Annotated in this window: 20 protein-coding genes; 15 read left to right on the top strand and 5 right to left on the bottom strand. The window is 70.9% G+C overall.

Annotated features, from left to right (window positions below):
• Entirely contained in the window at positions 1-684 is a 684-nt protein-coding gene (locus JK364_RS13450) for an N-acetylmuramoyl-L-alanine amidase (RefSeq protein WP_201851022.1), read from the bottom strand.
• Between the two features lie 257 nt (positions 685-941).
• Here JK364_RS13450 and JK364_RS13445 point away from each other — a divergent pair, with 257 nt between their 5' ends.
• The 3 genes from JK364_RS13445 to JK364_RS13435 all read left to right on the top strand — a co-directional run bounded on the left by JK364_RS13445 (position 942) and on the right by JK364_RS13435 (position 4,958).
• On the top strand, positions 942-1,853 hold the full coding sequence (locus JK364_RS13445; RefSeq protein ID WP_201851021.1) for a TIGR03619 family F420-dependent LLM class oxidoreductase: 912 nt from the start codon (positions 942-944) through the stop codon (positions 1,851-1,853).
• A gap of 70 nt (positions 1,854-1,923) precedes the next feature.
• Positions 1,924-3,075 (top strand): tRNA 2-thiouridine(34) synthase MnmA, encoded by a 1,152-nt coding sequence (gene mnmA, locus JK364_RS13440; protein ID WP_201851020.1) that lies wholly within the window; start codon positions 1,924-1,926, stop codon positions 3,073-3,075.
• 128 nt (positions 3,076-3,203) lie between these two features.
• Complete coding sequence (locus tag JK364_RS13435) at positions 3,204-4,958, top strand: glycine/sarcosine N-methyltransferase (protein ID WP_230991880.1); 1,755 nt, start codon at positions 3,204-3,206, stop codon at positions 4,956-4,958.
• Positions 4,959-5,006: 48 nt separating this feature from the next.
• Here the strand turns inward: JK364_RS13435 and JK364_RS13430 are convergent, their stop codons facing one another.
• Positions 5,007-5,753 carry a Uma2 family endonuclease gene (locus JK364_RS13430; protein ID WP_201851018.1) on the bottom strand — a complete coding sequence of 249 codons (747 nt, stop codon included), beginning with the start codon at positions 5,751-5,753 and terminating at the stop codon, positions 5,007-5,009.
• A 508-nt stretch (positions 5,754-6,261) separates the two neighbouring features.
• Between JK364_RS13430 and JK364_RS13425 the strand changes: the two genes are divergently transcribed.
• Positions 6,262-6,816 carry an SAM-dependent methyltransferase gene (locus JK364_RS13425; protein ID WP_230991879.1) on the top strand — a complete coding sequence of 185 codons (555 nt, stop codon included), beginning with the start codon at positions 6,262-6,264 and terminating at the stop codon, positions 6,814-6,816.
• A gap of 102 nt (positions 6,817-6,918) precedes the next feature.
• On the opposite strand, the gene JK364_RS13420 is transcribed toward JK364_RS13425, so the two are convergent.
• The gene (locus tag JK364_RS13420) at positions 6,919-7,902 is read right to left on the bottom strand and encodes a helix-turn-helix domain-containing protein (protein WP_201851016.1); all 984 of its coding nucleotides are present in this window, start codon (positions 7,900-7,902) and stop codon (positions 6,919-6,921) included.
• A gap of 99 nt (positions 7,903-8,001) precedes the next feature.
• On the opposite strand from JK364_RS13420, the gene JK364_RS13415 reads away from it, so the two are divergent.
• Both JK364_RS13415 and JK364_RS13410 read left to right on the top strand, forming a co-directional pair.
• Entirely contained in the window at positions 8,002-9,219 is a 1,218-nt protein-coding gene (locus tag JK364_RS13415; protein ID WP_201851014.1) for a glycosyltransferase, read from the top strand.
• Positions 9,220-9,605: 386 nt separating this feature from the next.
• A complete protein-coding gene (locus JK364_RS13410) occupies positions 9,606-10,133 on the top strand; it encodes an LOG family protein (RefSeq protein ID WP_201851012.1) in 528 nt (175 codons plus the stop codon).
• A 140-nt stretch (positions 10,134-10,273) separates the two neighbouring features.
• Here the strand turns inward: JK364_RS13410 and JK364_RS13405 are convergent, their stop codons facing one another.
• Both JK364_RS13405 and JK364_RS13400 read right to left on the bottom strand, forming a co-directional pair.
• Positions 10,274-10,471 carry a DUF397 domain-containing protein gene (locus JK364_RS13405; RefSeq protein ID WP_201851010.1) on the bottom strand — a complete coding sequence of 66 codons (198 nt, stop codon included), beginning with the start codon at positions 10,469-10,471 and terminating at the stop codon, positions 10,274-10,276.
• A gap of 12 nt (positions 10,472-10,483) precedes the next feature.
• On the bottom strand, positions 10,484-11,338 hold the full coding sequence (locus JK364_RS13400) for a helix-turn-helix domain-containing protein (RefSeq protein ID WP_201851008.1): 855 nt from the start codon (positions 11,336-11,338) through the stop codon (positions 10,484-10,486).
• A gap of 223 nt (positions 11,339-11,561) precedes the next feature.
• On the opposite strand from JK364_RS13400, the gene JK364_RS13395 reads away from it, so the two are divergent.
• The 9 genes from JK364_RS13395 to gatB all read left to right on the top strand — a co-directional run bounded on the left by JK364_RS13395 (position 11,562) and on the right by gatB (position 22,510).
• On the top strand, positions 11,562-12,038 hold the full coding sequence (locus JK364_RS13395; protein ID WP_201851006.1) for an ATP-binding protein: 477 nt from the start codon (positions 11,562-11,564) through the stop codon (positions 12,036-12,038).
• 175 nt (positions 12,039-12,213) lie between these two features.
• On the top strand, positions 12,214-12,903 hold the full coding sequence (locus JK364_RS13390; protein WP_044569645.1) for an SDR family oxidoreductase: 690 nt from the start codon (positions 12,214-12,216) through the stop codon (positions 12,901-12,903).
• 219 nt (positions 12,904-13,122) lie between these two features.
• On the top strand, positions 13,123-14,076 hold the full coding sequence (locus JK364_RS13385; protein WP_201851449.1) for a methionine synthase: 954 nt from the start codon (positions 13,123-13,125) through the stop codon (positions 14,074-14,076).
• A 15-nt stretch (positions 14,077-14,091) separates the two neighbouring features.
• A complete protein-coding gene (gene ligA / locus JK364_RS13380) occupies positions 14,092-16,353 on the top strand; it encodes an NAD-dependent DNA ligase LigA (RefSeq protein ID WP_201851004.1) in 2,262 nt (753 codons plus the stop codon).
• A 314-nt stretch (positions 16,354-16,667) separates the two neighbouring features.
• Complete coding sequence (locus JK364_RS13375; RefSeq protein ID WP_201851002.1) at positions 16,668-18,776, top strand: putative bifunctional diguanylate cyclase/phosphodiesterase; 2,109 nt, start codon at positions 16,668-16,670, stop codon at positions 18,774-18,776.
• Between the two features lie 181 nt (positions 18,777-18,957).
• Positions 18,958-19,254, top strand: coding sequence for an Asp-tRNA(Asn)/Glu-tRNA(Gln) amidotransferase subunit GatC (gene gatC, locus JK364_RS13370; RefSeq protein ID WP_020868242.1), 297 nt, complete (start codon positions 18,958-18,960; stop codon positions 19,252-19,254).
• A 5-nt stretch (positions 19,255-19,259) separates the two neighbouring features.
• Positions 19,260-20,753 (top strand): Asp-tRNA(Asn)/Glu-tRNA(Gln) amidotransferase subunit GatA, encoded by a 1,494-nt coding sequence (gene gatA, locus JK364_RS13365; protein WP_201851000.1) that lies wholly within the window; start codon positions 19,260-19,262, stop codon positions 20,751-20,753.
• Entirely contained in the window at positions 20,750-20,989 is a 240-nt protein-coding gene (locus JK364_RS13360) for a hypothetical protein (protein ID WP_201850997.1), read from the top strand. Before gatA ends, JK364_RS13360 begins: the two co-directional genes overlap by 4 nt.
• 15 nt (positions 20,990-21,004) lie before the next feature.
• Complete coding sequence (gene gatB / locus JK364_RS13355) at positions 21,005-22,510, top strand: Asp-tRNA(Asn)/Glu-tRNA(Gln) amidotransferase subunit GatB (protein ID WP_201850995.1); 1,506 nt, start codon at positions 21,005-21,007, stop codon at positions 22,508-22,510.
• The last annotated feature ends 190 nt before the right edge of the window (positions 22,511-22,700 follow it).

The raw sequence follows: 22,700 nt of genomic DNA, 5'->3' as shown, positions 1-22,700 counted from the left end.
TCAGGTCCGTCGCTTCGCCGCCGGTGTCACGCGCACCGCTCGCACCAGCCGTATGTAGCGGTCCCAGTCCCAGTGGCGGCCGGGGTCGGTGTGATCGGTGCCCGGCACCTCCACATGGCCGACGATGTGCTCACGGTCCCGGGGGATGTCGTACCGCTCGCAGATCGACGCGGTCAGCCGTGCCGAGGCGCGGTACATCGCGTCCGTGAAGGAGCTCGGCTCGCTCACGAACCCCTCGTGCTCGATGCCGATACTGCGCTCGTTGTACGAGCGGTTGCCCGCGTGGAACGCCACGTCCAGCTCCCGGACCAGCTGCGCGACATGCCCGTCGCGGCGCACCACATAGTGCGCCGCGGCGCGGTGTCCGGGGTCCCGGAAGACCCGCACCGCGTCGGCGAAGCTGCCCTGGACCACATGGATCACCACCCGGTCGATGGTGTAGTCGTCCGGGCGGTCCGCCCGCCGCCAGTTCGCGCCCGAGGCCGCGATCCACTCCGCGCCCGGCTGGTCGACCGCCCCCGCCTCGCGGGGCTTGTCGATCCCGGGCAGCCGCCACCACATCCGGGCCAGCTCGTCCCGCGCGGCATAGGCCCCGACACCCGCCCCGAGACCGGCCGCCGAGCCGCCGATCAGGAGGGTGCGCCTGCTGACGCGGCGTCCACCGCCGGTCGTGGTCTCGCTCACGGAACGCTCAACGCGCGGGGGAGTGCGTCGGGTTCCGGCCGCGGGGATCATGGCGAGAACCCTTCGCTCCGGACGGTGGCCCTCTGGCCGTCCGGGTAGATGAACGTTGAACTGTCTCTGGGGCCCCGCGCCTCCCGTACTTCCCGGTGGCTCTCCGTACCGTGGAGTGCGTCCGCCGGAATGCATCCGCCCCGAATGTGTCCGCCCGGAACGTATCCGCCGGAATGTGTCCATCCGCTCGACGAGGAGCTGACGGTATGCGCATCGGATTCGCCCTTCCCCAGTTCGGTCCGCTCGCCCACCACCCCGAGGCCATCGCGCGGTTCGCGCGCCAGGCCGAGGAGCTCGGCGCGGACAGCCTGTGGGTCGGGGACCGCCTGCTCGCCCCGGTCGACCCGATCGTCGGCTACGCGGGCACCGATGTGATCCCGCCCGAATTCCGCGCCGCGCTGGACCCCTTCGCCGTGCTGGCCACCGCCGCCGCGGCCACCGAGCGGATCGAGCTCGGCACCGATGTCATCAACGCCCCCTGGTATCCGCCCGCGCTGCTCGCCCGCACCCTCACCACCATCGATGTGCTGAGCGCGGGCAGGCTGCTGGTCGGGCTCGGCACCGGCTGGTCGCCCGAGGAGTACGAGGCGGTGGACGTCCCCATGGCCGAGCGCGGCCGGCGCCTCGACGAATGCCTCGACGCCCTGGACGCCTGGTGGACCCGGAACCCGGTCGAGTACCGCGGGGACCACTGGACCGTGCCCGCCTCCCACGTGGACCTCAAACCGGCCTCGCGCCCCCGCCCGCCCGTCTACCTCGCCGCCTTCGCGCCCGCGGCCATGCGCCGGGTGGCCCGGCGCGCCGACGGCTGGCTGCCCATCGCGGTCGTCCCCGCCGCGTCCGGAGCGCCCGACCCCGTCGCCGACCTCGCCGAGCGGCTGCCCGGGGTGCGGGAAGCGGTCGAGCGGGAGGGCCGGGACCCGGCGGCATTCGACGCGATCCTGCGGGTCAACCCGAGCGCCGACGCCTCCGTGGACGACATCGCGACGACCCTGGTCCGGGCCGAGCGGGAGGCGGGCATCCAGCACGCCTTCGTCGATCTGATCTACCTCGGCAAGGACGCCGACCAGGCCCTGGACCTCGTCCAGCGGGTGCTGGAGCGGGCGCGGGCGAGCTGAGCGGGGCGGCGGCCGGCCGCCCCATACCCATTTAGCCGTCGCGCATGCGGCGACTTATGCTGGCCGGGTTATGACTGACTTCCCCGGTGCGCCCACAGGTCCCCGCGACGGCCGTCGGCTGCGCGTCCTCGCCGCCATGTCCGGCGGTGTGGACTCCGCGGTCGCCGCCGCGCGGGCGGCCGAGGCGGGCCACGATGTGACCGGCGTCCATCTCGCGCTCTCCGCCAACCCGCAGTCGTTCCGCACCGGCGCCCGTGGCTGTTGCACCATCGAGGACTCGCGGGACGCCCGGCGGGCCGCCGATGTGATCGGGATCCCCTTCTACGTGTGGGACCTCGCCGAGCGCTTCCGTGAGGACGTGGTCGAGGACTTCATCGCCGAGTACGAGGCGGGCCGCACCCCCAATCCGTGTCTGCGCTGCAACGAGAAGATCAAGTTCGCCGCGCTGCTGGACAAGGCGCTCGCCCTCGGCTTCGACGCCGTCTGCACCGGGCACTACGCCACGGTCGTGGAGCGCGCGGACGGCTCGCGCGAGCTGCACCGGGCCAGCGACATGGCCAAGGACCAGTCCTATGTCCTCGGCGTGCTCGACGAGCGCCAGCTCGCCCACGCGATGTTCCCCCTCGGCGACACCCTGACCACCAAGGACGAGATCCGCGCGGAGGCGGAGCGGCGGGACCTGGCCGTGGCCAAGAAGCCCGACAGCCATGACATCTGCTTCATCGCCGACGGCGACACCCAGGGCTTCCTGGCCCGGCACCTCGGCACGGCCGAGGGCGACATCGTCGACGAGGGCGGGCGCAGGCTGGGCACCCACGAGGGCGCGTACGGCTTCACCATCGGCCAGCGCAAGGGGCTGCGCATCGGCCATCCGGCGCCCGACGGCAAGCCGCGCTATGTCCTGGACATCTCCCCGGTGGACAACACGGTCACGGTCGGCCCCGTCGAGGCCCTGGACGTGACCGCCCTCACCGCCATCAAACCGCGCTGGTGCGGGGCCCCTCCGGTGGGTCCGGGCAGGTACACCGCCCAGTTGCGCGCACATGGCGGGGAAACCGAGGTGATGGCCGAGCGGATCGGGGAAAGCGAGCTGCGGGTGACCTTCACCGAGCCGGTGCGGGGCGTGGCGCCGGGGCAGGCGATCGTGCTCTACGACGGCACCCGGGTGGTCGGCTCCGCGACCATCGCCGCGACCGAGCGGGCCCGGGCGGTCGCCTCGTAGACCCCTGGTCCCCAGGTGGATATCCGCTTTTGGTGAGAAAGAAGCCGAAAGTCAGGATTGGGTGGTTGATCTCCGTTTGGCGCGATCAGTTTTTCTTAAATTAACGTGCGTCCGGTCATTCCGGTGGCATGCGTCACGTGAATCTGGGAATGCGCCCCGCGGACACGGGTGCCGTGGTCCGCTGTCTCAGCACCGGAGGTTCCGTTATTTCTGCGCAACCTGTACAGAAATTTGGCGACAATCCAGTTGATGTCAGGGACACTGATCACTACACAGAGGAGTACGTACCCAGCTTCGTAGAAAAGTGGGACTCGCTGATCGATTGGGACCGGAGGGCGGAGAGCGAGGGTACGTTCTTCATCGACCTGCTGCGCGAGCGCGGCGTCAAGAAGGTCCTGGACGTGGCCACCGGGACCGGCTTCCACTCGGTCCGGCTGCTCGAGGCCGGATTCGAGGCCGTGAGCGCCGACGGCAGTGCCGAGATGCTCGCCCAGGCATTCTCCAACGGGCTCAAGCACGGTGACCACATCCTCCGCGTCGTCCAGGCCGACTGGCGCTGGCTCAACCGCGACGCCCACGGCGAGTACGACGCCATCGTCTGCCTCGGGAACTCCTTCACGCATCTGTTCTCCGAGCGTGACCGGCGCAAGGCGCTCGCGGAGTTCTACGCCATGCTCAAGCATGACGGAATCCTGATCCTGGACCACCGGAACTACGACGCGATCCTTGATCGCGGCTACAGCAGCAAGCATGTGTACTACTACTGCGGAGAAGACGTCGCCGTCGAACCGGAGTACGTGGACGAGGGGCTGGTGCGCATGCGCTACAGCTTCCCCGACGAATCCGTCTACCACCTCAACATGTTTCCGCTGCGCAAGGACTACACGCGCAGGCTGATGGAGGAGGTCGGCTTCCAGCGGATCGAGACCTACGGCGACTTCCAGCACACCTACCGGGCGGAGCGGCCGGACTTCTTCATCCACGTCGCGGAGAAGGAATACCGCACGACGGAGGAGCCGGTCGGCCCGATCGGTTCGGTCACGGCGGACGGGGAGTACTCGGGAGCCGTGGGCACCGCCCGCGACTACTACAACTCCGCGGACGCCGACGCCTTCTACTGGAGCGTCTGGGGCGGCGAGGACATCCACATCGGCATCTACGACCGGCCCGACGAGCCGATCGCCGAGGCCAGCAGGCGCACCGTGGCCCGGATGGCCGGGCAGCTCGACCTGACGGAGTCCTCCGTCGTCCTCGACCTCGGAGCGGGCTTCGGCGGCTCGGCGCGCTATCTGGCCGAGACGTACGGCTGCCGCGTCATGGCGCTCAACCTCAGCGAGGTGGAGAACGAGCGGCATCGCGCGCTGAACGCCGAGCGCGGGCTGACCGAGGCCATCGAGGTGATGGACGGCTCCTTCGAGTCCATCCCGCTGCCGGACGACAGCGTCGACGTCGTCTGGTCCCAGGACGCGTTCCTGCACAGCGGCAACCGCGCCCGCCCCCTGGAGGAGGCCGCCCGCGTACTGCGCCCCGGCGGTCACCTCATCTTCACCGACCCCATGGCGGCCGACGGCTGCCCCGCCGAAACCCTCCGCCCCATCCTGGACCGCATCCATCTGGAGACCATGGGGTCGCCCGAGTTCTACCGCCACGAACTGGCGCGGCTCGGCTTCATCGAGGTCGGCGGCGGCTTCCAGGAGCACCGCGAGCATCTGATCACCCACTACGCCCGGGTGCTGGAGGAAACCCGGCGGCAGGAGGCGGACGGCCTGACGGAGCAGGTCAGCGCCGACTACCTCACCCATATGAAGAAGGGGCTGACCAACTGGGTCGAGGGCGGTAGCAACCGCCATGTGACCTGGGGCATCTTCCACTTCACCCGCTAACCGCCGCCATGCGTCCGGGAGCGGGCCCGCCCCGCTCCCGGACGCCCTTCAGTAGGTGTAGAGCGCCGTGGTGTCGAGCGTCGCGCCGAACGGATCACCGATCGGTACCGGGTCACCGAAGTCGGTCTCCAACGACGCGCGGTAGTGATCACCGCTGGGGAGCGAGTGGAGCAGGCACCTTCCCTTGATGGGGTCGACGATCAGGTAGTACGGGATTCCGGCAATGGCGTACTTCTTGACCTTCTTCTCGGTGTCGTTCTCGGGGTTGGACTCCGAGACGACCTCGCCCACGAGGATGATCTCGTCGGCGGGGAACTGCTTCAGTCGCGTGCCCCGGTGGGAGGGATCGACGACGGAGATGTCCGGCCTGAGCAGCGTCGTACCGTGCCACCCGTCGTAAACGGTGTCGACCTCGGTCATGACGCACCACTTGGACACAAGCTGGGCTCCGATGGTCATGACCATCTGCCCATGAGGGCTGGTAACCACGGTGCTGACGTATACCTCTCCATCGATCATCTCGGCCTTGTAGTCCGGGAATGCCGCGTCGAACTCCTCAAAGCGCCGCATCTGTTCCGTCTGCACTGGGCTCTCCATCTGCGCCGTCATGGTGTGCCCTCCCCTCGTGATCCTGGCTTCTGCCAGGGTAGCTGTGCGTATCCGCCCCCGCACACAGTCAGCGCGGTCGCTCACCGACTCGTCGCTGGTCGGCGGAACCTGCACCGCGGCACGCATACGAGCTGCCCGTTCCGGTTTTCTCGTTGCCCGAAGGGGGTCGTCGGGTATAGGCGTCATGCTTTACCACTCCCTCGTGGTTGGTGTGTGGGTTCACGCTCGGTCATGCGGTAAGCGGCGCGGCGGCCCCCGCCGGGCCCCGGCAGCCACGACGGCGCCCCGGGCGGAAGGCGCGGTCGTAGCCGTCGCGGTTCCGGAGCGGGGCCGGCCACCGGCCGGGCGCCGCGATGCCGACGGTCACCGCGCTGCCCGCGCGCCGAGCGGCTTGTTCCAAGGCACGGCCGACCGGGCCGACATCTTCGTGAGATTGTCGCGGCGAATGTAACCCGCACATTGGCACATTCGCCCCGAAGTCACCCGTTGGGATGAGAAGTTGGGTGATCGGGTGGGAGCCTGCTGCCGGGGTTCTTTGGCAGGCCCCCGCCCCACCGGTGGTCGGACCTTCGGCGCCCGGCTCCTGTCTCTCCGGCATCCGGCGATGAGTCCGTCACGGGCGGCGGCGTACGCTGCGGGCCCTCTCGGGCAACGGCGCCGCTCCGCGCGGCTCGCCGAGGCGCCGCACGACGCGATGCGCACGACGGAGGAGCCGGTCGGCCCGATCGGTTCGGTCACGGCGGACGGGGAGTACTCGGGAGCCGTGGGCACCGCCCGCGACTACTACAACTCCGCGGACGCCGACGCCTTCTACTGGAGCGTCTGGGGCGGCGAGGACATCCACATCGGCATCTACGACCGGCCCGACGAGCCGATCGCCGAGGCCAGCAGGCGCACCGTGGCCCGGATGGCCGGGCAGCTCGACCTGACGGAGTCCTCCGTCGTCCTCGACCTCGGAGCGGGCTTCGGCGGCTCGGCGCGCTATCTGGCCGAGACGTACGGCTGCCGCGTCATGGCGCTCAACCTCAGCGAGGTGGAGAACGAGCGGCATCGCGCGCTGAACGCCGAGCGCGGGCTGACCGAGGCCATCGAGGTGATGGACGGCTCCTTCGAGTCCATCCCGCTGCCGGACGACAGCGTCGACGTCGTCTGGTCCCAGGACGCGTTCCTGCACAGCGGCAACCGCGCCCGCCCCCTGGAGGAGGCCGCCCCCTGGAGGAAACCTGGCGCCAGGAGGCGGACGGCCTGACGGACCAGGTCAGCGCCGACTACCTCACCCATATGAAGAAGGGGCAGAGCAACTGGGTCGAGGGCGGTAGTAACCGCCATGTGACCTGGGGCATCTCCCACTTCACCCGCTGATCCCGCGCCGGGTGTGACCCCGCCGGGTGTTCGCGCTCAGCGGGAGGCCCGCGACCTGGTGGTGCAGGGCGGCGAGTGGTGCCGCGAGGTGCCCCTGGCCGGAGGTCGCGGATGGCGGAGGGGTCTCGCCGGTGATGGCGAGGGCCTGTCGCCAGTAGCGCAGCGAGAACGAACCGGCGCGCGTTCCCCGGCGGAACCGGGCGCGCAGCCGCGCCCGGAACGCCGGTGTGTCGTCATGGCCGCCGATGCGGGCGTAGGCGCGTACGAAGTGGTCGAGCGCTTGGGCGCGCAGGTCCGGGCGGCCGGAGACCAGAGCCTCGCCCGCCAGCCCGTAGGCGTCCAGGAGACCGGCGTAGAACGACGCGACGTCGCCCACCTGGTGGGGCTGGGGTTGGCGGCGCCGGTCCTCGGCGGTGGCCACGGCGTGGAGTTCGGCGTAGGCGAGGACGTTCGCGGTGGTCGGGGCGGCCGGTGGCGCGGGCACCGCCCCGTCGATGACGGCCTGGGCCAGCCGGTGCGGCAGGTCCGCCGGAAGCGCCCAGTGCCAGTACCGCACCAGCCGGTCGTGGGCGTCGTCCGGGCTGCCCACCCCGGCGAGCAGGGCGAGGCGGCGCGGCCGCTCCGGCCCGGGGCAGTCGTCCAGCGCGCGGAACACCTCCCGGCGCCAGGTCGCCTCGCGCAACTGCTCCTGGACCGCGTCCAGTTCGCGGGTGACGAGTTCGGCCAGTGAGCGTTCCCCCGCCATGACCGCGGCGATCGCGGCGATCGGAGTGCCGAGCGCACGCAGGCGCTGGATCTGCCGGAGCCGGGGCAGCGCGTCCGCGGCGTATCTGCGATGGCCGCCCGGGCTGCGCCCGCACTCGGGCAGCAGCCCGATGTCCGAGTAGTAGCGGATGGTCTTCACCGGCAGTCCGGTACGCGTGGCCAACTCGCCGATGCCCACCGTGTTCCCGCCTCGTGTGCCGCCGGTCACAGCCGCTTGAACCTCCACCGCGCAGGAGCCCTTAGCGTCCGTGGCGAACGCCGTCGTCCGAGTATGCGCCGGGCGGCACTCGCCGAGGAGGGTCAGCACATGCGGATTCTGATCGTGGCCGCCGGTTCGCGCGGGGACGTCGCCCCGTACACGGGCCTGGGGCGGCGCCTGCTGGAGGCCGGTCATGAGGTGACCGTGGCCGCGCACCCGCCCTTCGCCGGGCTCCTCGACGGATGCGGCCTGGACCACCGGCCGCTGCCCGGCGATCCACGGGAGTTGATCCGCGCCAGGGCGCGGGCGGCCTCGTGGGAGGAGGCACGGGCGGCGATGGCGGCGTTCCTGGACCGGCTCGCCGACGGGGTGGCGGCGGCGGTGGCGGACGGGGCCGACCTGGTGCTCACCGCGTTCGGCCCGGCGGCGCTCAGCCGGGCGGCCGGTGAGGCGTCGGGCGCCCCCGTCATCGGCACCTTCCTCGCACCGGTCTGTGCCACAAGGGAGTTCCCGCCGGCCGGTGCGACGGGCACCGAGGACCTCGGGCCGGACGGCAATCTGGCGGCGGGGCAGCGGCTGCTGGCGGACGCCGGAGCGCTCCAGGCGGACGCCGTGGCGGGGCTGCGCACCCGGCTCGGGCTGCCGCCCGCCACCTCGCGGACGACGGGAGCGGACCTCCGGCCCGTCTTCCACGGCTTCAGCCCGCTGGTCGTACCGCGTCCGGCGGACTGGCCGTCCGGGGTCGAGGTCGCGGGCTACTGGTGGCCCGCCCGGCCCCGGGACTGGCGGCCCACGGCCGAGCTGGCCGACTTCCTCCAGGCCGGTCCGCCGCCGGTGTTCATCGGGTTCGGCAGCATGGCGCCGGGCGAGGGCGAGCGGCTGGGCGAGCTGGTGACGGCGGCGGTGGCCCGGACGGGGGTACGTGCGGTGGTGCAGGCGGGATGGGCCGGGCTGACGGCGACCGGGGACGACGTCCTGGCGATCGGCGACGTCCCGCACGACTGGCTGTTCCCGCGCACCGCCGCCGTCGTCCACCACGCCGGGGCGGGCACCACGGCGGCCGGACTGCGCGCCGGGGTCCCCGCGGTGCCGGTGCCCGCCATGGCCGACCAGCCGTTCTGGGCAGCGCGCCTCCACCAACTCGGCGTCGCGCCCCGGCCGCTGCCGCTCGACACGCTCACCGCCGAATCCCTCGCCGCGGCGATCACGACCTGCCTGACCGAACCCGCCCCCCGCCGCCGGGCGGCCGAGCTCGCCGGCGCGATCGGCGCGGAGGACGGCGCCGCGGCGGTGCTGACCCACATCGGCGTGGTGGGCAGGGGGTAAGGCCGGGCGCGGCGACAGGGCGTCCAGGGGGCCCGGCGGGTCTTGACGCCTGCGGCGGGCTGCTCCCCGCCCCGCCCCTCCCCGAAACTGGGGCCCTGCCCCAGACCCCGAAACCGGGGCGGGGCTCTGCCCCGAGCCCCGAAACGGGTTCTGCCCCAGACTCCGAAACGGGCCTTGCCCCAGACCCTGGAATCCGGGCTCCGCCCCTTCCCGCCGCATCGGTATGCGGCTGCGCCGCGTGGCAGGGGCTTGGCCCCCGGGCCACGGGGTCCAGGGGCGGAGCCCCTGGTTACGGGAAGGGGTGGGGAGGGGAAAGATCCGCCGCACGGCGCGACCCGTGGCGCGAGGCAGCGAGGGTGTCCGACCCGGCTCGTAAAGTGATGCGCATGAATATCTGCGTCTTCTGCTCCGCCGCCGACCTCGACGACCGTTACACCGCCCCCGCCCGCGAATTCGCCGAGCTGATCGGCAAGGGCGGGCACACGCTGGTCTGGGGCGGGTCCGACGTCGGGCTGATGAAGGTGATGGCGGACGGGGTGCAGGAGCACGGGGGGCGGCTGGTCGGGATCTCGGTGGAGTTCCTCGCCGCCAAGGCCCGGGAGAACGCCGACGAGATGGTGATCGCCAAGGACCTCGCCGAGCGCAAGGCGCAGCTGCTCGCCCGCGCCGACGCCGTCGTGATCATGGTCGGCGGTACCGGGACGCTGGACGAGGCCACCGAGATCCTGGAGCTGAAGAAGCACGGACTGCACATCAAGCCGGTAGTGCTGCTCAACGCGGCGGGGTTCTACGACGGCCTGAAGCAGCAGTTCCAGCGGATGGAGGAGGAGGGGTTCCTGCCCCGGCCGCTGAGCGAGCTGGTCTTCTTCGCGGAGAACGGGGCGGAGGCCATGACGTATCTGGAGTCCGTCTGACGCGGGTACCGCTGGAGGCATGCATCCGCGGCATCGCGCTCACCGCGCGGTGCCCGGGTACTGCCTGCGGGTATCTGGGGGTGCCAGGGATATCCGGTGCGTAGGCCGGTCTGACCGTCGCACACTCCGGCAGCCACGTGTCAGTTCGGCAACCGGTCAAAGTGCCCGCGCTTGACGCCGCAGATGAACGTGCGGAGCGCGACCCTGTCGGTATGGAGAACGGCGCCGGGTTCCAAACTCTCCCGGATGGCTATGCCACTGTCGTCGGCGGCGACCTCTATGCAGTTGTTGCCGCCGCCGCCGCAGAAGGACGACCGCTGCCAGGTGTGCTCGTGCACTGACGGCTCCTCTCACATCTCACGGGCGATGGAGCGGATGAGCTTCTGCGACTCGTCGGCGGGAAGCGCGGACCCCTCCATCAGGTCCAGCAGTGCACGATAGTTGGCGATTGGAGTGGGGGAGTCAACGAAGTGGGGGCCGTACGCCGAGTCCAGTTGAACCGTGTCGAGTTGAGGGACGGCCCCCTCTGCGTAGAGGACGGACTGTCCGGCGCCGTGAAAGCTGCCCGCGCTGAACGGAATGACCAGCAGTGTGATGTTGTCGCGGCTGGCAGAGTCGGCCAGGTACTCAAGCTGCGACCGAGCCACTTCTGGCCCGCCGAACTGCATGCGCAGCGCCGCCTCGTGGATGATGCCAACGTACGGGGTGGGATGCTCTCGGTCGAAGATGCCTTGACGGGCAAGACGGTGCGCGACGCGTAGCTCAATCTCCAGACGCGGCAGTTTGGGGACCACGAGATCGAAGAGTGCCCGTGCATGATCTTCGGTCTGCAACAGTCCCGGAAGGTGCACCGTCTGTGCCGTACGGATGCGTGTGGCGTAGTTCTCGATCTCGGAGATGTCCAGGAACCCGTCCGGTAGCTTTCCCTTGTATTCCTGCCACCAGTGGTCGTTCCGACGGCTTCCTGTCATCGATGCCAACGCACTGACGAGTGCTTCATCGGCGCATCCGTAATTGCAAGCCAGTTGGCGGACCCGTTCTTCGCTCAGTCTCGTCCGCGCCGCCTCCACGTTGGAGATCATTGTCCGGTCGGCGCCGAGCATGGCGGCGGCTTGCTGGATGGAGATCCCTGCCTGTTCGCGCATGCGTCGGAGTTCTGTCGCGAGGCGGCGCTGACCGCAAGTCGGAGCGCTTCTTGGTGACATGGGACCTCTTTCTGTTACGCGGCGTCAGTCTGGCAGGGGTGCCAAGAGGCGGTCTAGTGAGCCAAGCACGGATTCACTCATTCGTGTTTGTCGACTCATAAGTTACTCACGATGCTCTACGTTTGTGAGGCAAGCCACCCGCTTCTCGCTCCAACGAGCGGGTGGCGGCGACCACGAACACACCCTCGTACCGCGATCGAAAACCCCGCACCGGAGGTGCCGCGTGACCCCGTTTCCGCCGCCGCTGCTGTTCACCGAGCCCTGGGAGTACGAACTCCGCTTCCCCCGTGACCCGCGCGGCCCGGGGATCGTCCGGGCTACTCTGCGCGCCGTGCTGACCGCGCACGGCCTGCGTGAACTCATCGAGCGGGCCGCGTTGTTAACGTCCGAGCTGACCACCAACTCCGTCCGCTACTCCGACAACTGGGCCTCCGTGCGCCTGCTCTGGATGCACCCCGTCCTCCGGATCAGCGTCACGGACACCAACCCCGAACTGCCCGAGCCACTGAAGCCGTCGGCGGAGTCGGTGTCGACCGAGTTGGAGAAGGGGCGCGGCCTGTTCATGCTTGACGTCCTCGCCGACCGCTGGGGCGGCTGTGCCATCGGAGAAGAGCCGTTCGGCCTCGGCGGCAAGACGCTGTGGTTCGAGTTGTCCTGCGGCGGGCCGCCGCCGGCACCGGTTCCGGCCCTCGCCGCCTGATCCTCCGGAGCGCCGGACTCCCGCGCCACACCACCCTGGCCCCGTTACAGTGAGCGCCGCGCCCGTTACAGGATGGGAGCGCCCGGCGGGAAGTCCGCGCGGGTTTCTGGCATGGGATCGCGCCAAGCCCGGACCGTCGGCGGGGCGCGTCCGTCGGTGAGGCAAGCTGGGGAGCATGGGAACGCATCTGATCACTGGGGCAGGCTCGGGCATCGGCGCGGCGGTCACCGAGCGGCTGGCCGAGCGCGGCGACGAGCTGTGGCTGCTCGCGCGGGACGCCGGGCGGGCGAAGGAGCTGGCGGAGCGGTTCCCGGGGGTGCGGACGGTCGTCGGCGACCTGGCCGACCCGGACCGGCTGTCCTGGGCGCTGGGCCATCAGACGCTGCCCGACCGGCTGGACTCGCTGCTGCACATCGCCGGAGTGGTCGATCTGGGCGAGGTCGGGGAGCTGACCCCGAAGGCGTGGAACCGCCAGCTCGCCGCCAACCTCGTGGCGCCCGCCGAGCTGACCCGGCTGCTGCTGCCGCAGCTGCGGCTCGCCCAGGGGCATGTCGTCTTCGTCAACTCCGGCGCCGGGCTGCGCGCCAACGCCCAGTGGGCCGCGTACGCCGCCAGCAAGCACGGGCTCAAGGCGCTGGCCGACGCGCTGCGCTGGGAGGAGAGCGGCAACGGCGTCCGGGTGACCACGGTCTACCCGGGGCGCACGGCCACCCCGATGCAGGTGAAGGTGCACCAGCAGGAGGGCAAGGAGTACGACGCGGAGCGCTGGATCGCGCCCGAGACCGTGGCGACGACCATCCTGACCGCGCTCGACCTGCCGCACGACGCCGAGATCACCGACCTCCAGATCCGCCCACGAGGCTGAGCCATCTCGGCGGCGGCGGGGGCTGCGGTTCGGAGGCGCCCCGCAGGGGCGCGAGGAACGGCGCGCTCAGCCACAACGGCGCCGCAGATGACCGATCGCATCTCGGGGCACCCCGGAATCTCGGGCCACCCCAGCGGACCGCTTACCCTTTCGCTGGTGAGCGAGAAGACCACAACCCACCACCCATGGCCCCGCGGAGCGGCAAGCGGCGTCGGATCGATGCCGGGCGGCGACGCGCGGGAGGCCGCGAAGACCGTCACCGGCTCGCTGGAGGCACTGCCGTACCTTCCGGAGCTGCCCGCGCGCGGGCCCGGCGCGGACATGATCGGGCGCACCGCCGGAATGCTGATCGAGCTGTACGCGCATGTCGAGCCCAGCGGCTGGCGGATCAGTGACCGGCCGGGCCGGGACACCCGGCGGGCCCGCTCCTGGCTGGGCGAGGACCTGGACGCGCTGGAGGAGTTCACCCAGGGGCATCGGGGCGCGCTCAAGGTGTCGGCCGTCGGGCCCTGGACCCTGGCCGCCTCCCTCGAACTGCGCGGCGGCGAGGCCGCGCTGAGCGACCCGGGCGCCTGCCGGGACCTCACGGCCTCGCTCGCCGAGGGCGTGCGCGCCCATCTGGCGGAGGTGCGCCGCCGGGTGCCGGGCGCCGAGGTGGTGCTCCAGCTCGACGAGCCGTCGCTGACGTCGGTGCTGCGCGGGAGCGTCCGTACGGCGAGCGGCTACCGCACCCACGGGGCCGTGGACCGGGGCGTGGTCGAGGGCGCGCTGCGGACCCTGGTGGAGGCGGCCGACGGGCCGGTGGTGGTGCACTCGTGCGCGCCGGCCGTGCCGTTCGGGCTGCTGCGGCGCGCGGGCGTCGCGGGGATCTCCTTCGATCTGTCGCTGCTCACGGAGGGTGAGGAGGAAGCGATCGGAGAAGCCGTGGAAGGCGGTACGGCGCTCCTCATCGGCGCGGTACCCGGCACCGACACCCCATTGTCGGACCCTGCCGGTAGCGTCAGGGGTGTCAGGACGCTGTGGCGCAGGCTGGGGCTGGCACCGGCGACTCTCGCGGAGTCGGTGGTGATCACCCCGTCGTGCGGGCTCGCGGGCGCCTCGCCCGGGTACGCCCGCGCCGCGCTGGCCCATTGCGTCCGGGCGGCGAGATCGCTCGCGGACAACCCTGAGTAACGGGAGGACGACACGGTGGCCGGCGAACAGCAGTCGAAGGTCCCCGCCGAGGTGCGGGAGAGGCACGCCAGGCTCGCTGAGCAGATCGAGGAGCACCGCTTCCGGTACTACGTGAAGGACGCGCCGGTCGTCAGTGACGCCGAGTTCGACAAGCTCATGCGCGAGCTGGAGGCGCTGGAGGAGGGGCATCCCACGCTCCGTACGCCGGATTCGCCGACCCAGAAGGTCGCGGGGGCGTACGAGGCTGCTTTTGCCGGCACGGCGTTCTCCGAGGTCGAGCACCGCGAGCGGATGCTCAGCCTGGACAACGCCTTCGACGACGAGGAGCTGGCCGGCTGGGCGGACCGCATCGCCAAGGAGCTGGGCAGCGGCTCGTACCACTTCCTGTGCGAGCTGAAGGTGGACGGCCTCGCGGTCAACCTCACCTATGAGCAGGGGCGGCTGACCCGAGCCGCGACCCGTGGCGACGGCCGCACCGGCGAGGACATCACGCCCAATGTGCGGACGATCGCCAAGATCCCCAACCGGCTGACGGGCGACCGCGTTCCGGCGCTGGTGGAGGTGCGCGGCGAGGTCTTCCTGCCCCGTGAGCGGTTCGAGGAGCTGAACGCCGGGCTGGTGGAGGCGGGCAAGCCGCCCTTCGCCAACCCCCGGAACGCGGCGGCGGGTTCGCTGCGCCAGAAGGACCCGAAGATCACCGCGTCCCGGCCGCTGGACATGGTGGTGCACGGCATCGGGGCGCGCGAGGGCTTCGACATCGACCGGCTTTCGCAGGCGTACGAGCTGCTGCACGAGTGGGGGCTGCCCACCGCCGCCCACTTCTCGGTGGTGGACTCGATCGAGGGCGTGCGCGAGTACATCGCGTACTACGGCGAGAGCGAGCACCGGCACTCGGTGGAGCACGAGATCGACGGCGCGGTCGTCAAGCTGGACGAGATCCCGCTGCAGGGGCGGCTGGGCTCCACCTCGCGGGCGCCGCGCTGGGCGATCGCCTGGAAGTTCCCGCCCGAGGAGGTCAACACCAAGCTGGTGGACATCCGGGTGGGCGTGGGGCGCACGGGGCGGGTGACGCCTTATGCGGTGGTCGAGCCGATCACCGTCGCGGGCTCGGAGGTCGAATTCGCGACGCTGCACAACCAGGATGTGGTCAAGGCCAAAGGCGTGCTGATCGGTGACACCGTGGTGCTGCGCAAAGCGGGCGATGTCATTCCGGAAATCCTGGGCCCGGTCGTCGATCTGCGGGACGGCAGCGAGCGGGAATTCGTGATGCCGGCCACCTGCCCCGAGTGCGATACGCCGCTCCAGCCCGCCAAGGAGGGCGATGTCGATCTGCGGTGTCCCAACAGCCGGTCCTGCCCGGCGCAGCTGCGCGAGCGGATTTTCTATCTCGCCGGGCGGAAATCCCTGGACATCGAGAACCTCGGCTATGTCGCCGCGGCCGCCCTCACCCAGCCACTGGAACCCGCCGAACCGCCGCTGAAGGACGAGGGCGATCTGTTCGACCTGAAGATCGAACAACTGCTGCCCATTCGGTCGTATGTACTGGACCCGGACAGCGGACTGCCCAAGCGTGATCCGGAGACCGGTGAGGAGAAGGTCGTCACCTTCTTCGCCACCCAGAAGGGCGAGGCGAAGAAGAACGCCCTGGCGATGCTGGCCAATATCGAGGCGGCCAAGGAGCGCCCGCTGGCCCGGATCATCACCGGCCTTTCGATCCGTCATGTCGGCCCCGTGGCCGCCACCGCGCTGGCCCGGGAATTCCGTTCGCTGGACCGGATCGCCGAGGCGGACGAGGAGGAGCTGGCGGCCGTGGAGGGCGTCGGGCCCACCATCGCCGCCTCGCTCAAGGAGTGGTTCGCGGTCGACTGGCACCGCGAGATCCTCGAGAAATGGCGGCGCGCCGGGGTCCGGATGGAGGAGGAGGGCGGCGAGGACGAAGGCCCCCGTCCGCTGGCGGGCCTCACCGTCGTCGTCACCGGAACGCTGCAGTCGTACACCCGGGATGGGGCCAAGGAGGCGCTGCAGAGCCGTGGTGCCAAAGTCACCGGATCGGTTTCGAAAAAGACCGATTTCGTGGTAGTCGGCGACAATCCGGGCTCGAAGTACGACAAGGCCATGCAAGTGAAGGTTCCCGTGCTCGACGAGGACGGATTTGGCGTCCTGCTCGAACGGGGTCCCGACGCGGCGAGAGAGGTCGCGTTGACGCCCCCGGAAGAGTCCGGGGAAGAGCCCGGGGAACAGTCCGGGGAAGAGCCCGGGGAAGAGTCCGCGGAGTAGCACGGACGGCCGGTGGAGCGGCGGTTGGAGTAGCCACTGGGTAGCCACTGGAGTAGCCGCTCCACCCATCCGGCGCAGTGCTCCGGCCATCTTGTCCGCTCAATGGGTCCAAACCTGGCCGGATTACGACTGGGAGCACTTCCCGGGTGCAGTCGGCGGGCATCACCCTTACAGCGCATAGCAGAAGGTCATGGATCGTCGGGCGGCATTCGGGGAACCGTCGCCGATCGCTGCCCGTCTTCCCCTTCTGCCGCCTACTGTTGAGGTGTGCGCCCGCCGTGGCGCTGGCACCGCCGGCTGTGAGAGGGACGGGTATGAAACCGACCGAAAGCGCCGCCCCGGCGTCGCGGCTGCGCCGGGCGGTGCTGCCCGCGCTGCCGGCCGCCGCGGTCGCCATGGCGGCTTTCGCACTCGGTATCGGAGTGTTCCGAGTGCTCGACGCGGGCAATGCGCTCTTTCCCGACGGAACCGTGGGCTGGTCGCTCGCCGTGCTCACCGGAATCATCGTCGGCCATCTGGTCGCCCTCGGCCGTGACCGCTGGTGGGGCGGCACCGGCTCCGGGGCCGCGTTAACCCTGGCGGCGCTGCTGCTCTACGGCTGGATTCCGGCCGTGCTGGTCAGCCTCGCCGTGGTCGTCCTGGTCGGCGCCGCCCGCCGGCACCGATGGCGGCAGGCCGCCCTGCACGGCGCGGTCGACATCCTCGGCGTGGGCGCGGCCGCCCTCACCCTCGCCGCCTTCGGCACCACCCCCTCCGTCGAACACCCCTGGCGCACCGACACCTGGCAGGTGTCCGCCATCCCCCAGACGGCCCTGGCCGCCTTCGTCTATCTCGCGGTGACCCGCGCCCTGCTGTGGTGCTTCCTCGCCCCGCCCGGCGCCGGACTGCCCACCGTCGCCCGCACCGCCCTCTTCCGGCAGGCCCTCGTCGGCATCGCGCTCCTCGGCATCGCCCCGCTCATCGTGGTCGTCGCCGGGGACACCCCGCTGCTGCTCCCGCTGTTCGCCGTGCCGCTGATCGCCCTGGACTCCACGCTGTGGATCGCCCGGGTCCGCGCCGAGGAGCAGCTGCGCGACCCGCTCACCGGGCTGCCCAACCGCCAGTGGCTGCTGGAGCGCACCTGGACCGCGCTGGACGAGGCCGAGCGGGCCGGCACCCGGACCGCGCTGGTGCTGCTGGACCTCGACCGCTTCCGTTCGGTCAACGACACCCTGGGCCATCTGGCCGGTGACCGGCTGCTGCTCCAGATCGCCGAGCGGCTGCGGGTCGCCCTGCCGCGCGGGGCGGAGGTGGCCCGGCTCGGCGGCGACGAGTTCGCGGTGCTGCTGCCCACCACCGACTCGCTCACCAGCGCTCAGCGCAGCGCCCGCGTCCTCGTCGGCGACCTCGGCTCCCCGCTCGACCTGGACGGGCTGACGCTGGTACTCGAGGCCAGCGCGGGCGTCGCCGTCTACCCCGACCACGCCCTGGACGCCGAGGGGCTGCTGCGCCGCGCCGATGTCGCGATGTACCAGGCCAAGCGGGACCGCAGCGGAGTCGAGCTGTACGAGGCGCGGCGGGACGGCAACACCCCCGACCGGCTCGGTCTGCTCGGCGATCTGCGGCGCGCCCTGGACGCGGGCGACGTCGAGCTGCACTACCAGCCCAAGGTCGGCTTCGACGGGCATGTGGCGGGCCTGGAGGCCCTGGTGCGCTGGGTGCACCCGGACCGGGGGAGGGTGCCGCCGGACGAGTTCATCTCCATGGCCGAGAGCTCGGGGCTGATGCCCCGGCTGACCGAGTACGTCCTGGAGACGGCCCTGGGCCAGGTCGCGCGGTGGCGCGCCGACGGCCTCGAGGTGCCCGTCGCCGTCAACGTCTCGCCGCGCGATGTCCACACCCCCGGCTTCGCGGGCGCGGTCGCCGGGCGGCTGGCCCGGCACGGGGTCCCGGCGGGCGCCCTGCAGCTGGAGATAACCGAGCACGTCCTGCTGGAGGACCCGCAGCGGGCCGCCGATACCCTGGCCGGGCTCACCGGGCACGGGGTGAAGATGTCGCTCGACGACTTCGGGACGGGGTATTCGTCGCTGGTCCATCTGCGGCGGCTGCCGGTGAGCGAGCTCAAGATCGACCGCTCCTTCGTGGCCCGGCTGGCCGTGGACAACGAGGACGCGGAGATCGTCCGCTGTACGGTCGACCTCGCCCACTCGCTGGGCCTGCTCGTGGTCGCGGAGGGCGTCGAGGACGACGAGACCTGGGAGCGGCTGCGGGATCTGGGCTGCGACGCGGTCCAGGGCTGGCTGGTGGCCGCGGCGATGCCGCCGGACGAGATGACGGCGTGGCTGCGGGCGCGGGGTGAGGGCGGCTGGCACCGCGAGACGGCGGAGCCGTCGAGTAAGGAAGCCACTCCTGCGGACGAGGACGCGGATCAGCCGGTGACGTAGGCGGTTGTGGGCAATCGTTCCGCGGGGCGGAACGGGTGGGCACAACCGGGCCACCGGGCCGCACCCGGCGATGAGACCTCAGGGGGCACACCGCTGGTGCGCCAAAGCCTTTCGCGCGGGGTGCGGCGGGAGCCATAGGATTGGGGCCGAAACACTCCACACACACCCTGAGGATCGCTGCATGCCTGGCATCACGCGCGAGGAGGTCGCCCACCTCGCCCGGCTGGCGCGTCTGGAGCTGAAGGCCGAAGAGCTAGACCACTTCGCCGGACAGCTCGACGACATCATCGGCGCGGTCGCCCGCGTCTCCGAGGTCGCCGACCAAGACGTTCCGCCGACCTCTCACCCGCTGCCGCTGACCAACGTCATGCGCCCGGACGAGGTCCGTCCGTCCCTGACCCCGCAGCAGGCGCTGGCCTGCGCCCCGGCCCAGGAGCAGCAGCGTTTCAAGGTGCCGCAGATCCTGGGGGAGGAGTGACCACCGTGACCGACCTGACCAGGCTCACCGCGGCCGAGATCGCCGCCAGGATCGCCTCCGGCGCGGTCACCGCCGTCGAGGTGACCGAGGCGCACCTGGCCCGTATCGAGGCCGTCGACGAGAAGGTGCACGCCTTCCTGCACGTGGACCGCGAGGGGGCGCTCGCCCAGGCGCGCGCCGTCGACGCGAAGCGGGAGCGCGGCGAGGAGCTGGGCCCGCTGGCCGGTGTTCCGCTCGCGCTCAAGGACATCTTCACCACCAAGGGGATCCCGACCACGGTCGGTTCCAAGATCCTCGACGGGTGGATCCCGCCGTACGACGCGACCGTCACCCAGCGGCTGCGGGACGCGGACGTGATCGTCCTCGGCAAGACCAACATGGACGAGTTCGCCATGGGGTCCTCGACCGAGAACAGCGCCTTCGGCCACACCGGCAACCCCTGGGACCTCACCCGGGTCCCCGGCGGCTCCGGCGGCGGCTCCTCCGCCTCGCTGGCCTCCTTCCAGGCCCCGCTCGCCATCGGCACCGACACCGGCGGCTCGATCCGCCAGCCGGCCGCCGTCACCGGCACGGTCGGGGTCAAGCCGACGTACGGCGGGGTCTCCCGCTACGGCATGGTGGCGTTCTCGTCCTCGCTCGACCAGGGCGGCCCCTGCGCCCGCACCGTGCTGGACGCGGCGCTGCTGCACGAGGTCATCGCCGGACACGACCCGATGGACTCGACCTCCATCGACGAGCCGGTCCCGGCCGTCGTCGAGGCCGCCCGCAACGGAAGCGTGCGGGGCATGCGGATCGGCGTCGTCAAGGAGTTCGCGGGCGAGGGCTACCAGGCCGGCGTCATGCAGCGCTTCAACGAGTCGGTGGAGCTGCTGCGGGAGCTGGGCGCCGAGATCGAGGAGATCTCCTGCCCGTCCTTCGACAAGGCGCTGGCCGCGTACTACCTGATCGCGCCGTCCGAGTGCTCGTCCAACCTGGCCCGCTTCGACGCCATGCGCTACGGCCTGCGGGTGGGCGACGACGGCACCAAGTCCGCCGAGGACGTCACCGCGCTCACCCGTGCGGAGGGCTTCGGCGCGGAGGTCAAGCGCCGGATCATGCTCGGCACCTACGCGCTCAGCTCCGGCTACTACGACGCGTACTACGGCTCCGCGCAGAAGGTCCGCACGCTGATCAAGCGCGACTTCGAGAAGGCGTTCGAGCGGGTCGACGTGCTGATCTCGCCGACCACCCCGACCACCGCCTTCCCGATCGGCGAGCGCGCCGATGACCCGATGGCGATGTATCTGGCCGACCTCTGCACGATTCCCACCAACCTCGCGGGGAACGCGGCCATGTCACTGCCCTGCGGTCTGGCACCGGAGGACGGTCTGCCGGTCGGACTGCAGATCATCGCCCCCGCCATGGCCGACGACCGGCTCTACAAGGTCGGTGCCGCGGTCGAGGCCGTGCTCATCGACAAGTGGGGCCACCCGCTGATCGAGGAGGCACCGTCCCTATGAGTGCGATCAAGAAGGCGAAGGGCTTCAAGAAGTCCAGGCCCGGCACCTACCTGTCCATCGCGACCTCGCTGTTCGGCGCGGTCAGTGTGGCGAAGCAGGTCAAGAAGGCCCGATTCGAGAACGACAGGCTGCAGCTGGCCGACGCGGTGGTCTCGGCCGCCGCCATCGTCACCGGCGTCGCCCTGCTCATCCGCGAGCTCAAGCGCATGGGCGACGACGACGTCCTCGCGGACTGAGAGGTTAGTTTTTCCGTGACCGTCACTGAACTGGTGTCGTACGAGGACGCCCTCGCCACCTATGACCCCGTGATGGGGCTCGAGGTGCACGTCGAGCTCGGCACCAAGACCAAGATGTTCTGCGGGTGCTCCACGGCGCTGGGCGCCGAGCCCAATACGCAGACCTGCCCCACCTGCCTCGGCCTGCCCGGCTCGCTCCCGGTGGTCAACGCCACCGGCGTCGAGTCCGCCATCAAGATCGGACTCGCGCTCAACTGCGAGATCGCCGAATGGTGCCGCTTCGCCCGGAAGAACTACTTCTATCCGGACATGCCGAAGAACTTCCAGACGTCGCAGTACGACGAGCCGATCGCCTTCAACGGCTATCTGGACGTCGACGTCGACGGTGAGGTCTTCCGCGTCGAGATCGAGCGCGCCCATATGGAGGAGGACACCGGCAAGTCCACCCATGTGGGTGGCGCGACCGGCCGCATCCACGGCGCCCAGCACTCCCTCCTGGACTACAACCGGGCCGGGATCCCGCTGATCGAGATCGTCACCAAGCCGATCGTCGGCGCCGGGGAGAAGGCCCCGGAGGTCGCCAAGGCGTATGTGACCGAGCTGCGTGAGCTCATCAAGGCGCTCGGGGTCTCCGAGGCGCGCATGGAGATGGGCCAGATGCGCTGCGATGTGAACCTGTCGCTGCGCCCGCAGGGCGTCGAGAAGTTCGGCACCCGCTCCGAGACCAAGAACGTCAACTCGCTGCGGTCGGTCGAGCGCGCGGTCCGCTTCGAGGTCCAGCGCCATGCCGCGGTGCTGAACGACGGCGGCACGATCATCCAGGAGACCCGCCACTTCCACGAGGAGGACGGCTCCACGACCTCCGGCCGGGTCAAGGAGGAGGCCGAGGACTACCGCTACTTCCCCGAGCCCGATCTGGTGCCGGTCGCCCCGGCCCGGACATGGGTGGAGGAGCTGCGCGGCGGGCTTCCGGAGCTGCCGCGGGTGCGCCGCAACCGGCTGCGCGAGGACTGGGGCCTGTCCCGGCACGAGATGCAGTCGGTGCTCAACGCGGGCGCGATCGACCTGATCACGGCCACGATGGACGAGGGCGCCCCGGCCGACCAGGCCCGTAAGTGGTGGATGGGCGAGCTGGCCCGCCGTGCCAACGAGGACGGCGTGGAGCTCACCGCGCTGCCGATCACCCCGGCGCAGGTCGCCCGGGTGTGCGCGCTGGTCAAGGAGGGTTCGCTCAACGACAAGCTGGCCCGCCAGACCATCGAGGGCGTCCTCGCGGGCGAGGGCGACCCGGACCAGGTCGTCACCGAGCGCGGGCTGAAGGTCGTCTCGGACGAGGGTGCGCTGGGCACCGCCGTGGACGAGGCGATCGCGGCCAACGCGGCCATCGCCGACAAGATCCGCGGCGGCAAGGTCGCGGCGGCGGGTGCGCTGGTCGGCGCGGTCATGAAGGCCACGCGAGGCCAGGCGGACGCGGCGCGGGTGCGCGAGCTGATCCTGGAGAAGCTGGGCGTCGAGGGCTGACCGGCTAGGCGTACGTCCCTGTGTGACGGCGGCGGGTCGCGCGAGAGCGCGTCCCGCCGCCGTCGTATGCGCTCCTACGGGTGCCCGGCGGCTTCGTTCCCCTCCCCTCCCCGCCCCTTCCCGCGGCGTCGATATGCGGCTCCGCCGCGTGGCAGGGGCTTCCGCCCCTGGACCCCGGGGTCTGGGGCGA

The sequence above is a fragment of the Streptomyces endocoffeicus genome, from assembly GCF_016741935.1.
In the GTDB taxonomy this organism is placed as follows: Bacteria; Actinomycetota; Actinomycetes; order Streptomycetales; family Streptomycetaceae; genus Streptomyces; species Streptomyces endocoffeicus.
This window is presented reverse-complemented; position numbering and strand designations above follow the sequence as displayed.

Bases quoted from the DNA above. Each gene is read 5' to 3' on its own strand.
- JK364_RS13435 (WP_230991880.1), top strand. From the start codon at position 3,204: ATGCGTCACGTGAATCTGGGAATGCGCCCCGCGGACACGGGTGCCGTG.
- JK364_RS13425 (WP_230991879.1), top strand. From the start codon at position 6,262: ATGCGCACGACGGAGGAGCCGGTCGGCCCGATCGGTTCGGTCACGGCG.
- JK364_RS13415 (WP_201851014.1), top strand. From the start codon at position 8,002: ATGCGGATTCTGATCGTGGCCGCCGGTTCGCGCGGGGACGTCGCCCCG.
- JK364_RS13430 (WP_201851018.1), bottom strand. From the start codon at position 5,753: ATGACGCCTATACCCGACGACCCCCTTCGGGCAACGAGAAAACCGGAA.
- JK364_RS13445 (WP_201851021.1), top strand. From the start codon at position 942: ATGCGCATCGGATTCGCCCTTCCCCAGTTCGGTCCGCTCGCCCACCAC.
- JK364_RS13390 (WP_044569645.1), top strand. From the start codon at position 12,214: ATGGGAACGCATCTGATCACTGGGGCAGGCTCGGGCATCGGCGCGGCG.
- JK364_RS13400 (WP_201851008.1), bottom strand. From the start codon at position 11,338: ATGTCACCAAGAAGCGCTCCGACTTGCGGTCAGCGCCGCCTCGCGACA.
- JK364_RS13385 (WP_201851449.1), top strand. From the start codon at position 13,123: ATGCCGGGCGGCGACGCGCGGGAGGCCGCGAAGACCGTCACCGGCTCG.
- JK364_RS13360 (WP_201850997.1), top strand. From the start codon at position 20,750: ATGAGTGCGATCAAGAAGGCGAAGGGCTTCAAGAAGTCCAGGCCCGGC.
- gatC (WP_020868242.1), top strand. From the start codon at position 18,958: ATGCCTGGCATCACGCGCGAGGAGGTCGCCCACCTCGCCCGGCTGGCG.
- mnmA (WP_201851020.1), top strand. From the start codon at position 1,924: ATGACTGACTTCCCCGGTGCGCCCACAGGTCCCCGCGACGGCCGTCGG.
- JK364_RS13375 (WP_201851002.1), top strand. From the start codon at position 16,668: ATGAAACCGACCGAAAGCGCCGCCCCGGCGTCGCGGCTGCGCCGGGCG.
- JK364_RS13410 (WP_201851012.1), top strand. From the start codon at position 9,606: ATGAATATCTGCGTCTTCTGCTCCGCCGCCGACCTCGACGACCGTTAC.